This window comes from Pirellulales bacterium (assembly GCA_036499395.1).
Taxonomy (GTDB): domain Bacteria; phylum Planctomycetota; class Planctomycetia; order Pirellulales; family JACPPG01; genus JACPPG01.
In genome coordinates this window covers 20,376-33,933 of sequence record DASYDW010000002.1, presented here as the reverse complement: position 1 = coordinate 33,933, position 13,558 = coordinate 20,376, and the positions used below count along the sequence as shown (strand labels likewise).

15 protein-coding genes are annotated in these 13,558 nt (G+C 62.2%); 5 read left to right on the top strand and 10 right to left on the bottom strand.

Annotated features, from left to right (window positions below; genetic code table 11):
- Positions 1-23: 23 nt before the first annotated feature.
- The gene (locus VGN12_00400) at positions 24-695 is read right to left on the bottom strand and encodes a hypothetical protein (GenBank protein HEY4307883.1); all 672 of its coding nucleotides are present in this window, start codon (positions 693-695) and stop codon (positions 24-26) included.
- 712 nt (positions 696-1,407) lie between these two features.
- Complete coding sequence (locus VGN12_00395) at positions 1,408-2,103, bottom strand: glycosyltransferase (protein ID HEY4307882.1); 696 nt, start codon at positions 2,101-2,103, stop codon at positions 1,408-1,410.
- A 502-nt stretch (positions 2,104-2,605) separates the two neighbouring features.
- On the opposite strand from VGN12_00395, the gene hisI reads away from it, so the two are divergent.
- Complete coding sequence (hisI, locus tag VGN12_00390) at positions 2,606-3,028, top strand: phosphoribosyl-AMP cyclohydrolase (protein HEY4307881.1); 423 nt, start codon at positions 2,606-2,608, stop codon at positions 3,026-3,028.
- Positions 3,029-3,164: 136 nt separating this feature from the next.
- Positions 3,165-3,632 carry a RidA family protein gene (locus tag VGN12_00385; protein HEY4307880.1) on the top strand — a complete coding sequence of 156 codons (468 nt, stop codon included), beginning with the start codon at positions 3,165-3,167 and terminating at the stop codon, positions 3,630-3,632.
- A gap of 14 nt (positions 3,633-3,646) precedes the next feature.
- Here VGN12_00385 and VGN12_00380 read toward each other — a convergent pair whose 3' ends face one another.
- Positions 3,647-3,934: a hypothetical protein gene (locus VGN12_00380; protein ID HEY4307879.1), complete on the bottom strand. Its 288-nt coding sequence runs from the start codon at positions 3,932-3,934 to the stop codon at positions 3,647-3,649.
- A 228-nt stretch (positions 3,935-4,162) separates the two neighbouring features.
- Between VGN12_00380 and VGN12_00375 the strand changes: the two genes are divergently transcribed.
- Positions 4,163-5,362, top strand: a complete 1,200-nt coding sequence (locus tag VGN12_00375) for a DUF1028 domain-containing protein (GenBank protein ID HEY4307878.1) — start codon at positions 4,163-4,165, stop codon at positions 5,360-5,362.
- A gap of 42 nt (positions 5,363-5,404) precedes the next feature.
- On the opposite strand, the gene VGN12_00370 is transcribed toward VGN12_00375, so the two are convergent.
- On the bottom strand, positions 5,405-5,632 hold the full coding sequence (locus tag VGN12_00370) for a hypothetical protein (protein ID HEY4307877.1): 228 nt from the start codon (positions 5,630-5,632) through the stop codon (positions 5,405-5,407).
- Between the two features lie 187 nt (positions 5,633-5,819).
- On the opposite strand from VGN12_00370, the gene VGN12_00365 reads away from it, so the two are divergent.
- On the top strand, positions 5,820-6,644 hold the full coding sequence (locus VGN12_00365; GenBank protein ID HEY4307876.1) for a PIG-L family deacetylase: 825 nt from the start codon (positions 5,820-5,822) through the stop codon (positions 6,642-6,644).
- A 243-nt stretch (positions 6,645-6,887) separates the two neighbouring features.
- On the opposite strand, the gene cls is transcribed toward VGN12_00365, so the two are convergent.
- Positions 6,888-8,357: a cardiolipin synthase gene (gene cls, locus VGN12_00360; protein ID HEY4307875.1), complete on the bottom strand. Its 1,470-nt coding sequence runs from the start codon at positions 8,355-8,357 to the stop codon at positions 6,888-6,890.
- 105 nt (positions 8,358-8,462) lie between these two features.
- Entirely contained in the window at positions 8,463-8,777 is a 315-nt protein-coding gene (locus VGN12_00355; GenBank protein ID HEY4307874.1) for a hypothetical protein, read from the bottom strand.
- Positions 8,778-8,923: 146 nt separating this feature from the next.
- Between VGN12_00355 and VGN12_00350 the strand changes: the two genes are divergently transcribed.
- Entirely contained in the window at positions 8,924-9,151 is a 228-nt protein-coding gene (locus tag VGN12_00350; GenBank protein ID HEY4307873.1) for a DUF1992 domain-containing protein, read from the top strand.
- Positions 9,152-9,190: 39 nt separating this feature from the next.
- Here the strand turns inward: VGN12_00350 and VGN12_00345 are convergent, their stop codons facing one another.
- From VGN12_00345 to VGN12_00330, 4 genes are all read right to left on the bottom strand, one after another.
- Positions 9,191-10,462 (bottom strand): glycosyltransferase family 87 protein, encoded by a 1,272-nt coding sequence (locus VGN12_00345; protein HEY4307872.1) that lies wholly within the window; start codon positions 10,460-10,462, stop codon positions 9,191-9,193.
- Between the two features lie 40 nt (positions 10,463-10,502).
- The gene (locus VGN12_00340) at positions 10,503-11,471 is read right to left on the bottom strand and encodes a ChbG/HpnK family deacetylase (GenBank protein HEY4307871.1); all 969 of its coding nucleotides are present in this window, start codon (positions 11,469-11,471) and stop codon (positions 10,503-10,505) included.
- 268 nt (positions 11,472-11,739) lie between these two features.
- On the bottom strand, positions 11,740-12,582 hold the full coding sequence (locus tag VGN12_00335; GenBank protein HEY4307870.1) for a glycosyltransferase: 843 nt from the start codon (positions 12,580-12,582) through the stop codon (positions 11,740-11,742).
- Between the two features lie 532 nt (positions 12,583-13,114).
- Positions 13,115-13,432, bottom strand: coding sequence for a hypothetical protein (locus tag VGN12_00330; protein ID HEY4307869.1), 318 nt, complete (start codon positions 13,430-13,432; stop codon positions 13,115-13,117).
- Positions 13,433-13,558: the final 126 nt, after the last annotated feature.

Genomic DNA, 13,558 nt, shown 5'->3' with positions numbered 1-13,558 from the left:
GGTGCGCACAGCGCACCCTACCCTCAGCCCATCTCGCGCCAGATGTCGTCCGAATAAGGACGTTCGGCGATTCGCCCCAACTCGTCTAGCGTTCGGCGCTGCCCCACGTTGTGCCAGGGGCTTACGCCTTCCAGCTCGGGCATCATCTCGACCAATTGCGAAGCCAGCGTCTGCGCCAGTCGTTTGATCGACGAATTGTCGGCCTTTTCGGCGATCGCGGCCACGGTCTTCATGATCCGTACCAGGCGAGCGCGCTCCATAACCGGCGCCGACAACGGCGAATTCGAATCGACCAGCAATTCCGAGATCGGCACTTCCAACACGCTTTGCCACCAATAGACGCGGCTCAACCGCAGGTCGGAAGTCTCTTCTTCTTCGATCTCCAGGTCGCGGATGCTGGTCCGCAACTGTCGCGCGAGCCCGCGCAACGAGATGCCTTGCTGTTGGCGTACCGCCGCGATGCGATGCAAGGCCACACGCGCCGTCGGCGGATTCGACGGCGCCGGCTTAAAAGGGGCCGGGCGTTGCGCCGTTGCACCATAGGTCGCCGCCGTTGGCGACGGCGGACTAGAGCTATAGGACGACGCGCAATGTCCTGCTGTCGCGTCGAGAGCCGCCGGTTGCGTGGCGGCTGATTGAGCGGGGGGCGCTTTCACGGTAGGAAATGCGCCGGACCCCAATTCCGAAATACTCATGCCAGTACCTCGATCCTGTCCAGGGTTGATGCGGGTAGATCCACGACGGCAACCCTGCCGGCACGATTCCACATCCCTACGTACGAAAAAGCAGGGCGGTTCACGGCCTCCACACGGCACGCGTCAAAGTGAGCGAGCCAATGTTTCCTGGCCGCGCGAAGATCCGGCGAACCGCCCTGATATCGCTGCCTCAAGCACGGGGAACCACAGTTCAAATGCATGACGCCAAGTCTTCTCCAGGCGCAACGGGACAAAGCCCTTTGCGCATGACTTGCGCCGCAACACGACTTGCCTGAGATGTCGCAGCACTGTCCTCGGCTGACCCGCGGACTGTACTCCCCCGTAGTGGAACTCGTAGATGTGGTGTGATCGAGTTCCGACAGGAATCATAGCCAGCCGAGGTGAGGGGGACAAGCGCCCGACAAGTAGGTTATGCGCGGATTTGTAAAATCGCGCGCGTCGGTCTACTCGACGTCAACCTGGTCAAGGATTGCGCATGTCGGTTGGCACCGCACCGCCAAACTAGCGCCTGTTGCGCAGCCTATGATTGCCGGCCTTGCGCGATCATGAAATCCTCATGAAACGCCCCACCTTTAGGCGGTACGTTACTTAGCGCATGAACCAATGCAAAATGCTGCATGCGCGATCGATGCGCATCGCGGCCAAGGGCGTTATTCTCTGCGCCCAAGTTTCCATAAGATGCCCCAGGGGATTATTCCCCCAGCGCGAACGCCTTCAGCCGCAGCAGATAGTTGGGGCGTTTCGGGCGGCCCGCCATTTCACCACGATCGCAATGCTGCGGCACAAACACCGTGGAATTGAGCTGCTGCGCCGGCAGCCATGCCATATCCCAGCGTCGCAATTCGACCTCGTGCTGCGGATAGCGTTTGGCTTGCAGATATCCCTGCAGATCATGATCCTCGTGTCCGGCCAGCCATGCTGACAAGGCGCGCCGTTGAATCAACTGCAGCCCCGGCCCACGCGCCGTAGCGCGTGGCTTGCGGCGCCCCCCTAGGGCGATCCGATCACGCGCGTCTTCACCATGCGAACGCGCCACGACCAGCGGATGCGATGCCGCGCGCTTCCACATTTTCTGCATCCCTGTCAGGTCCAGGTCGCAGTCGCTAGCGCGCATCAGCAGCAGGTCGCTATGCGTCACGAGCGCGCCCCGGCGAAAGCACGCGCTATCCCCCTTCGACACCGAGTGATGCAGCACCGACACTTGGGGATAGTTGCGCGCCAGTTCCGCCAGCACCTCGGGCGTAGCATCGCTCGACCCGTCGTCGATCAACACCAGGTTCCAGCGTGGCGTCAGCTCTGGCAGGATTTCCAACGCGTGCGTGAAGATGTGCGACAGGCAGCCCGCGTCGTTGCGAACGGGCACGATCATCGTGAGGGAAGATTTCAAGCCGGCAACCCTTTCTCGAACGGCAAATTTGTCGGGTAACGCGGGCCAGGCGTGGGAGCGATCATCGGGCAGAGATTCAAGGCGCAAACCAGCGGTACGTTTGCCCCAGTCCGCAAACATCCCGCGGCCCGCGCCTCTGTCGTTTTTCCTTCACGCTCTCAACCAACGCCGCCTCGCTCGGTAAGCATCGGAACCTCGCCGGGTGAACTCCAATCAGCGTGCCAAGGGTCGTCTGAAGCCTGACTTACCACCGGCAGCGAACGAACCGACTGCGCGGCAGGTATGCGTGGCGCCGCCGGCTTTCACAGCCCGCGCCATGACTCGTCCGTGCGACCGCGAACCTCGATCAGGAAACTCCCCTCTCGAAGTGGTGTCCGCCGTGCATTACCGGTAAGCTAGGCATTGTCGCGCAACCGCCCGCCACAACGGGCGCTCGCTATAACCGGCCGATCTGTCCCAGCGATAGCCGCACCGGGCGCACCACCCCTCCGCTCGAGGTCCCGTGTCCAACCAAGCTTCTGCCGAAGCACCGATTCCCGACTTTGCCAAGGGCAACGGTCTGTTGCCGGCCGTCGCGCAGGACGCCCAAACGGGCGAAGTCCTGATGGTGGCGTATATGAACGCCGAAAGCTTCGCCGAAACTGTCGCTACGGGCCGGGCTGTTTATTTCAGCCGCAGCAAAGGACGCCTGTGGCGCAAAGGCGAAGAGAGCGGCCACGTGCAGCGAGTCCTGTCGATTCTCGTCGACTGCGATGCGGACACGATCCTGTTGAAGGTTGAGCAGCAAGGCCCTGCCTGTCACGAAGGGTATCGCAGTTGCTTCTTCCGCGAGGTCACCACCCACGACGGCAAAATTGCCCCGGGTGGCGTAAAGATCATCGCCGAGCGCTTGGCCGACCCCGCCACGATCTACGGGCGCAAATAGATCATGCGATGAATGTTACCGCGCTCCGGCCGCGCGCTCGTTCCTCTGGACACGCATGTCCCGGCGGCTAGAATCGAAATCCCGCCGGCAATCGGCTTGCGATAGTCGGCTCAATCTATCGACGGAGATCCACATCGTGAGCGCTGAAGCACGACTGGGCGAACTGAAACTGCAACTTCCCCCGGCCCCCAAGCCGGCCGGCGTTTATAAGCCCGTCGCCATCATCGGCAACGTCGCTTATGTGTCGGGACATGGACCGCTGAAGTCCGACGGCACGTTGATCACCGGCAAGGTGGGCTCCGAGATCGACCAACAGGCCGGTTACGACGCCGCGCGGCAGACAGGCCTGGCGATTCTTGCCACGCTGCGTGCCCATTTCGGCACATTGGACCGCGTCACGCGCCTCGTGAAGACGCTGGGCATGGTCAATGCCGCCCCGGATTTTCAACAGCACCCGGCCGTCATCAATGGCTTCAGCGATCTGATGTCGCAGGTCTTCGGCGCAGACCACGGCGTCGGCGCTCGCAGCGCCGTCGGCATGGGCTCGCTCCCCGGCAACATCTCGGTCGAGATCGAAGCGATTTTCGAAGTGAAGAGCGCTTAACGCTCCTCCCGACTTCAACCGTCCAGAGTCGTCGCGCCGCCGGATGGTGCGTGCGATTGCCCCAACGTGCGTCCCAGGCGTTTGCGCTCGCCGCGGCTCAACGACGAGGGTTCAGGAGCACGGCTTTCGCTCGGCAGACGACGCGGTGCTTCGCGCAGCAAGCTTTGCAATTGCGGGTGCAGCGCATCCTTGTCGTCGGCCGCGCCGATCTGTTCGACCGCGTCCGAGAAGCCCAGCAGTACGGCTCGACGCACCCCCTCGCGAATCCAGCCGAACACACCCACGTTGCTATTGCTGTTCATGGCATCCTCCCTCGATCCGACACAATGATTTGATCTGTGGATTACCGGTATGCGGCCTGAATCGGCCCTCCTCCGGCAAACCCTCTTTCAACAAGCGACTAACGTGCGCCAAGAACAAGTCGTCCGGTTCGCCAACTTCCGGCTTGCACTGCTCTGCCCGGCGTGCCCAAACTACCTATTCAACAGGCCGCATCACTTAGTAGCCGCCAAGTGCCATCGGGATTTCTGATGCCGCTGCTGCAATCAAAAAAATCGTACCGGCTTTCGCCCGCGGCACAGGCCGGCGCGGCGCTGGCAGTCATTGCAGCGCTGGTAGCAGCGATCGGCTTAGGGCTTCACGCTCGTCGAGCGCCGGCGCCTGGTGTGCCAGCGGTGCCAGCAATTGCAACCAACGCGCAGAAGTCTGCGATAGCGGTTTCGACAAACGATCAGAACGGCGATCCGGCCGCCGTGCTCGATCCCGAGTTTCACACCTTCTCGATCTGCGCCATCGATCCCACGGCCGCGCAGTGCGGCGTAGCGGTCACTACGCGTGTCACGCAGGTCGGGCGTTACGTTCCGTGGGTTCGCGCCGGCGTCGGCGCCGTAGCAACCCAGGCCACGACGGCCGTCAAATATGGTCGCCAGGGACTCGATCTGCTGGCCGCCGGCAAGACGCCCGCCGCAGCGATCGACGAGCTGCTCGCGGACGACATCAACCGCGAGCATCGCCAACTGGGCATCATCGACATGCAAGGCCGCACCGCCGCTTTCACCGGTCAGGAAAACGGCGTCTACGCCAGCTCGCGGCAGGGAAAGAATTACACCGTGCAGGGGAACTTGCTCGTCGGCCGCGAAGTGATCGACGCCGTGGCCGACAGCTTCGAGGCCACCGATGGTACCCAGCGTCCGCTGGCCGATCGTTTGATCGCGGCACTCGATGCCGGCCAACACGCCGGCGGCGACAAGCGCAAAGGCCGCATGCAATCCGCTTCGCTCGTCGTGGCCGACGAGCACCACGCCGGCGTGGCCGACGACCACATCGTCGAAACCCTGCAAGTGGCTGAGCATTCAGAGCCGGTCGGCGAACTGCGCCGCCAGTACGACGCCATCCACGAACGGCTCGGGCATCGCACGTTCGCGATCGTCGAGGGGCGCGACGTCGTGCAGCTCAAGCAGATGCTGCATCGCTTGAAATTGTTATGGCCCGACCGCGCGGAGTTCCCGTCACGTAATGACGAGCCCGATCTCGATCGTTTCGACACCGCCACGGCCGCGGCGGTCGACCGATTCCGCGCCGAGCAAGGGCTGCCGACGGCCGAAGACAAACTCGGCCACCCGCCCGGCTTGGTCGATCAGCCCCTGATCGACGCGCTCTTCAAGGCGTATTACAACGCCATCAAAGAGCCGGCCGCGCCGACACCATCCGCGACGCCCTCTGAGAAATAAATGTGCCGCGTAGGTGATCGCGCAACGCGATTACCCACACCGTCAGGCCCAGTCGAGGCCCGTTTCGTGGTGTACCCGGGCGCCGAACTCTCCCAGCAACCCGCCGATCACATCCCAGCGGTCATGGCGGCGCAGCTCGATATCCCCTTGCGGGTTGACCCGCACCAGGCTCTCTTCCTTAACCCCGCATTCGCGCAGTTGCTCGGGCGAAATCTCGTTCTCGCTCACCACGCGCAACAGCGTCCGTCCGGTCATCTCGATGAACTTCATGGCGATAACCGCGCTCCGTATGTTGATCTTTCTCCATCTGCCCGCGTCGACCCGCTATCATAATCTGCCGTCCGCCTGCCCCGCCAGCGGCTTAACGCAAACCGAGGTAACGTTGCTCGTCCGCGTGCAAACGACGCGGCACTTTTTTCATCATCGCTCCACGAACTAGCTAATAGGTGTCAGGCGCATGTCGGAACCGCTGCGGTTATTAATCCTGGGTGCTCATCCCGACGATGCCGAGTTTTACGCCGGTGGCCTGGCCGCGATTTATCGCTCGCTGGGCCACGTGGTGAAAATCATCTCACTCACCAACGGCGACGCGGGGCATCATGAACTTTCAGGCCAGCCGCTGGCCGCCCGCCGGGCCGACGAAATGCGCGCCGCGGCCGGCCGTATCGGCGCCGAAGCAACGCCGTGGCCGAATCACGACGGCCAACTCGAGCCCTCGCTCGATCTGCGCTGGCAGGTGATTCGCGAACTGCGCAGCTTCGCGCCCGATTTGGTTCTGACACATCGCGACAACGATTATCATCCCGACCATCGCGCCTGTGGCCACGTGGTGCGCGACGCATCGTACCTCGTAACGGTCCCCACGATCGTGCCCGAGGTCCCCATCCTGCGGCATCCGCCCGTGATTGCCTATCTGCCCGACCGGTTCACGCGCCCCAATCCGCTGCGCGGCGACGTGGTCGTCGACGTGGGAGGCGAAGTAGACGCGATCATCGACATGCTCGCCTGCCACGCCTCGCAGGTGTTCGAGTGGTTGCCATTCAATCGCGGCATCCTCGACCAGGTTCCCGCCGACGCGTCGGCCCGCCGCGATTGGCTGCGCGATTGGTACCTGGCCTACCTGCGCCCGCAAGCCGATCGCTACCGCCAGGAATTGATCGCCACTTACGGCCGCGAGCGCGGCGAGAAAATCGAGTACGCCGAAATCTTCGAAATCAGCGAATACGCCGCCCTGCTCGACGCCAACGCCCGCCAGCGGCTCTTCCCCTTCGTTCCAAGTTAAAGAGGAATTTGCACCACGCAGGCTCAGAGTTCCCGCGGCAATGTCGAATGTCTAACCTCAAATGTCGAAAGAAAACAAAATGACCAATGACGAATGATAGAAGTAGGCGTGGCGTGGTGCGAGTCTGTCCTTCATTCGTCATTAAGCTTTTCGGATTTCTTTCGACATTAGACTTTAGACATTGGCCATTCTGCATGTCCTCCGTTCCTCCGAGTCTCCGTGGTGAAACTCCATCACCCACGCCTACAACAGCGGGCTCAACAGTCGGGCCGCATTATCCACGAAGCGCACGCGGAACGAGCGGCGTTCCCATCGTTTGCGATCCATGGCCGTCGAAGCCGTGATATAGCTGTTTTGCAGAGCGCGCAGCCGGTTCGTAAAATCCTGATCGTAGACGGCCAGCGTGATTTCGAAATTCAATTGCAGGCTGCGCGGGTCGAGATTCAAGCTGCCGAAAAGGCTCAGCTTGTCGTCGACCGTCACGCTCTTGGTATGTAGCAGCCCGCTCTCGAAGAGCATGATCCGCACGCCGGCCGCCAAAAGATCACCTTTGTGGGCCTGGCTGGCCATGCGAACCAGCCGCGAGTCGACACGGGCCGGCAAGATGATCGTCACGCGCACGCCTCGCCCGGCCGCGGACAGTAACGCCGTCAGCATCAATTCGTCCGGAACGAAATAGGGCGTCGTCAGGACCAGCTCTTCGCGGGCACTATAGATCGCCTGCAACAGAATCGCCTGGATCGCTTGCACCGGGAGCACTGGGCCCGAGGGGATGACTTGCACAGCGGATTCGCCGGCGGTCGCGACGGCGTGTACGTCCCCCGTTTCACGCAGTTGCTCGACCCCTTCGCCGGTCTCGAACTCCCAATCCTCAATGAAGGTAACGCCCAGGGCTTCGACGGCCGGCCCGCGCATGCGCAACATGGCGTCGACCCATTGTCCGACATCAGCGTTTTGCTTGAAGAAGCGCGGATCCACCAGGTTCATGCTGCCGGTGTAAGCGATCTCGCCATCGATCACGACGATCTTGCGATGCATGCGCAGATCGAGGCGATAGAACAGCATGCGGAACAGCCCCACTGGCAATGCCGAGTGCAGGTGGACTTTCCCCTCGCGAAGCCGGCGGGCCAGATTACTTTCCAGAAATTCGTGGCTGCCCACGGCGTCGACCAGTACGCGGCAGGTGACGCCCCGCGCCGCGGCGCGCAACAGCGCTGCGGCCACTTCGTCAGCCGTGCCGCCGACGGCCCAGATATAGAACTCCAGGTGAACGGTGCGCCGCGCGGCGTCGATATCGACCACCAGCGCGCGGAACGTTTCCTCGGCGTTGTCGAGCAGCCGCATTTCGTTGCCAGGCAGGGCCGGGATACCGACCGCGCTATCGCAAAGCTGGCTGAGCGATTGAGATTCGGAGCCCAGCGGCCGCCAATCGACTTGCTCGCGGCCGTTCAGATCGGCCAGCCATTGGCGATAGGGACCATGGATGCGTTCGGCCCAATCCGCGCGGCGTCGTCCGAGCCGTAGCTCGCCGAACATCAGGTACAGCACCGCGCCACCCAATGGAAAGATCAGGATCACGGACAACCAGGCCAGCGTGAAACCTACGGGCCGACCGCGCATAATGACGCGCACCGATAGTCCCAGGCGAATCAGCCAATCGGCGATCAGCAGCGACGTGGTGTACCAACCTGTCGGATCGAGCTCGTCGAGCATGAAATCAATTTCGCGATGCAGTTGCGATGAGGAGATGAAACCCTGGACCGACAAAATCGCCCCAGGCTGGCGACAAGTAAGCGTAGCTTGCAGGCCGATGGATGTTCATTGGGGGAAATGAACGTCGCCGCCGTCCGTCTGGGGCTCGGCACACGTTTTCCAGGCGGGATAGGCCAGGGCGACGATTCGATCCGCTTTGAAGAACAGGACGCAGCCGATTGCAACTCTCAGCATTAGACCGATGCCGACAATAAAATATGCCCGTAAGTGATCCAGCGGTCCTTCGAAGCCATGGACATTAGGCATCGCGACGATCATGGCTACGGTTGAGACCGCGCCGTGCAATGCGTTAATAATCTCAATCAATTGCCACAACCCGATCGCCCGAACCGCGACGCCGAACAATTGTTGAGGCGTCATGATGCCCCCCCTTTTTTCGCGGATGAGAATTCTTAAGCGCTCAGGCGAGAGTATATCCCGGCCGTGGTCCGCAGGGACTGACGGCGTAGAATAATGTGAGCCCTGCCGGCGAGCCTCAGGATCTTAATTCGCAAGAGCGGAACGCCATGGCCAAAGATCAAGGTTGGATGTCAGGCCGCGCGATCGAGATTATCGCCGACGACAAGATCCGCGCCGCGCAGGCCGCCGGGCAATTCGACAATCTGCCAGGGCTCGGCCGGCCCCACCCGATCTTCGACGAGGAGTACGATCCGCACTGGTGGATCCGCCGCAAGCTGGCGCGCGAAGGATTGCGCGCGGACCCGGACCTTGCGCGTTTGGACGACCGGCGCTAAAGCCCTCGTCGCGTGCTTCTATGCAGCATCGGCGCTGCCCTAGGTGGCGTGCATCCCTCGGCTCGGCCAGTACCGTAGCGATCGCGCGGATGCTTTGCGAGGCGTCGATTGCCAGTCGCGGGCGTAAATCACCAGCCAACCGGCAAAGACCAGCACGCCCAGTGGGTGTAACGCGGCAGCCAAGGGGAACGATGGCAGTAGCGCGCGCTCAACCTGGCCAAAGCCTCCGAGCACCATCAATGCATAGGCGACCAGCATCACGACACGCCCCCGCGCGATGCTGAAAGTAGTCACCAATCCCCAGGCGGCCAGCGGCGCGATGATACCGAATGTGGCCCGTTCGGTGCCGGGGCCAAACAACAGTTGCCACGTAGCCCACGTCGCCAATACGAACGTCCCCAACTGCATGAGCTCGGCGTCCTTGCCGCCCAGCTTCTTGCCGGCTTGCCACAAGCAGAGCGCGAGCGCCAGGACCGCGGTCGACAGTTGCAGCATGGCGTACGCCGACGGGAGCGGCGGATGAAAGGCTTCGATCACGGTCCACATGTCATGATAGTCGTGCCTGGTTTGCATCGGCCCCCTGATCGAGGCGAACCAAGTGGTGTATTGCGCCGCGATGGCCGACGGACCTTTGGTCAACAGCGGCAGCGCAGTGACCAGGGCGAACATGCCGGCGAATCGCGCAGCAAGCTGCCGCGGCCAGCAGGCAATGATCAACAGCGCCGCGGCCAACGGCCAGATCTTGATATGCACCGGCAACGCCAGGAACAGCGCTGCGCGGGTCCAACGCCGTTGGCGAATCGCCTGCAATGCCGCCACGACCAGGGCAAAGATCAGCGTATTCGTCTGCGCCGTCCAAAGTCCCCGGTATGCCAGCGGCAACACCAGTAGCAAGAACAGTCCTTCCTGATCCGGACTCCACCGGCCGGGCAGAATCTCGCGCACCAGCACGCGCAGCGACCAGAGAAATACCGCCTGGCTGAACGACATCCAGACGAGCGAACCGAGCGACGCACGCAGCAGCGTGAATGGCGAAAAAAAGAACGCGAACGTCGGTCCGTAACGAAATTCGTGGTGCGTTCCCTTGTAGACATTCAAATCGGCCAGATACAGCGACGAACCGTGTTGGAAGACGTCGAAGCTGTTGTGCTTAACCGGCGAGACCACGGCCTTAACGCCGCAGATCACGGCGAAGACAATCCACAACGACACCGCACAACGAAACAGCCAGGTCGGCCGGCCACCCCGCACGGGAAGAACTTCCGTGTGTTTGACGAATGCGGCGCCGGCTGCCTTCACACTTGCGAGCATTGCAACAGTCCTCAAGACTGCCGCGCGAGGTTTTCATTCCTCAGGCGGCGTAAGACAGGATCGTGGGTTGTAAATCGCTAAGTCGGCCCAACCGAACGCCACGCGAGCGGAGCCGTTCGGCCAGCAAGGGGGATTCGAGCAAGGCCAACTCGCGTGGCCGATGCGAGGCGAGCGGATCGTGCCACCCTTCGCAAATTTCCGAGGGGCGAATGCGCTCGTCTTCGAGTCCGGGGTGCAGGCCGATTTCCACGACGCGATTCTGGCCCGCCGCGCCGAGAAACAGATCGATCGTGCGAATATCGACGCGCCCCGCGTGCGCGGTGCCGAAGAACGCCGCCGGCGTCGCGGTGGCACGACGTAGCATCGTTTCGGCCCGTCGTGCGTAGTGTCGCTTGACGACCGCCAACAGCCAGGCACTCAAGCGAAAGCCGTGTCCCAGCGTATTACGTGCCAGCGCCGGCTCGACGCTGACGCGGACCGCGGGGATGGCGAACTTCGCGAGCAGGTCAGGCAAGAGCGGCGCCACAGCCGGCAAAATTTCGATGTATTGATGGCCGTTCAGATGCGTAAGGGACACGCCGTGGTCGGCGGCGCAGGCGACTTGCGCGGCGAGCTCGTCGCGGATTTGCGGCGCGAACTTGTTCGCTCCATGTCGCGCGAGGCGCGCAAACAACGCGAATACGCCGGGAAACAGTCCTTCGCCATCGAGCAATTCGCTGGGATAGCGCCGCCCGGTCAGCGGTCGCCCCTGCGTGAGGTTCAGGTGTATACCAAAGTCGAAAGGGCCGCCGGCTTCGTCGAGCTCGCGCCGTAAAGGATTACCGCGAGCGGCCCGCTCGGCAGTGCTGCCGGCAAATTGCTTCCACGCGCGTATTCCGCGCGCAGCATACGGCGCATTGGCCAACAGCGACGTGCTGGTCAATAGACCGTGGGTGAACCCGCGCAGGATTCCGTCCGTCACAGCCTGATTCAGGCCGAAATCATCGGCATGTAGAACAATCGTAAGCACAACTTCTTCCCCGAACATTCGGCCTCAGAGGAATTGCTTCTAGAGGTCGACGAAGAACTTGTGGCACGGCCCCGTCGGCCATGAAACGGGCTGGATATAAACGATTTGCCAGGTTTTGCCCATGCCAAATCCTGTAGCCGGGTTCTGTGAACCCGGAAGCAGCGATGCAAATTTCCGGCCTCACAGAGACCAGCTACAAAAAGGCCTGCCACTGGGGCGCGAAGGAAGTGCCAGCTACGAAGGGGCCCACTGCCGCAGTTGTGTGGACTTACGCAGCGCGACGCTGCGGCGCCTGCACCAGGCGTCCCCAGTCGGCCGGTAGCGGCGGGGGCAGCCGCATCTGGGCGACGTGTGCACGCATCCGGATCACGTCCAGCAACATCGGCAAGGCGTGCCGGGCTAGAGAAACCGTCGAGGCCATTTCATTGACCAGCGACACCGGCAGGCAACGATGCGCGAGGCCCAAACGCCTTGCGAGCAGCACCACCTCGGTATCGAAGGCGAAGCCATCGACCGTGGTTCGCGAGAAGATCTCGACCGCCGCACGACGGCTGAACAGCTTCAGGCCGCATTGCGTGTCCGTTACGTCAGTCGAGACCAGACACTTCACCACGCCGTGAAACGCGCGTGAGGCAATGCGGCGCGTGAGGTTTCGCTGGGCGACGTGCGACGATTGCGCCAAATGGCGGCTGCCGAAGACGATCTCGCAGGCTCGTTCCTCGATCAGCTCATAGCCTTGCACAAGCGCGGTCAGGTGGAACGGCAGATCGGCGTCGGTGAATGCCACGACCTGCCCCGTGGCGGCCAGCATCGCTGTGCGGATCGCGCATCCCTTGCCACCATTTTGCGGCAAGCTGACGGTTGAAAAGCGTCGACCGAACTGGCTCGCGAGCTCCGGCGTGCGATCGGTGCTGCCATCGTCGGCCACGACGACACGGTAATCGAGCCGCGTAGAATCAAGGAACGCGCCCAACTCGGCTAGCGAATTGGGCAAGCGCCGTTCTTCGTTATAGGCGGGGATGATCACAGTGAACTCGTGATCGGTCGCCGGCAGCGACGCCGCCAGTTCCGCGGTGCGCAGCAGCGCACGAACCGGATCGTTATCGATCACGGCCCCACGCTGTTCGCCCCTTGTGTCCCCGTCTATTGCTGGTATCAAACTGGCCACGCCTATTAGGCCTGCATTCCGACTGCTGGCACGTATCGTTACGAGCTTTACTGTCGGCCGAACATCAAGCCGCGCGGGCGGGACTATACCCCAACGACGCAAATGCGGAAACCACAGTTGTCCCGCGGTGCTATCGCCGCGTAAGGCAAATGATCGTCGACGGCCGTAGGTCGTACTGAAATGCCGGACGCCCTGTTCCCCGGCCGCCGGACACCGGCGTGGATTTCCGGTGTCATCGTGTCGCGCGCATTGCGAGTATCGGCAAATCAAGCGCGCATGCTGGAAGGGCGCCGAGAAAACAAAATCGCACGAGAATGCTAGCGAGGAGCATCCAGGTCGAAATTGCCCCTGCGGGCCTGCCGGCGATTCGAATGCAATGAGATTGTCAGCCGGGCCCGCGCGGAACATCGATCGCGTATCACCACCGTCGATCAATGGATCTGTCGGAACTGTCGTGTCCCAACCGGCCCCACAATCAATTCAGCGAGAACGTCACTCCCCGCCGCGATCGAGCATTGCCGTTGGTGATCTCGACAATCAACTGTGCCCACACGCAGGGCGAACCATCTAGTTCGCTCTGCAGTTCGAATTGCCGGGAGATAACGCGGCCTGATAATTTGCCCGCCAGTCGCGCCCCGGAGACTTGCGCGTGGCAAGCGATCAGATCGCCCACGGCCGGCACGGGACGACCCCGCCAATCCGTATACAGGGCCTGCCCAACGGTGTTTCCCTGGGCATCGCGAAATTCGACATACACGCCGGAGGTCATCGCCTCTCGCAGCTCGGTCTTCATGACCTGGGGGTCTCCCGATCTGAGATTGCGTCACCCTTCCTTGGTCCCCACTCGGAAGCCGAAAGTAACCAAATGCCGCGCGAATGTAAAGGCAATTCTTCCGCGCGAAAAAAGATCATGCACCGC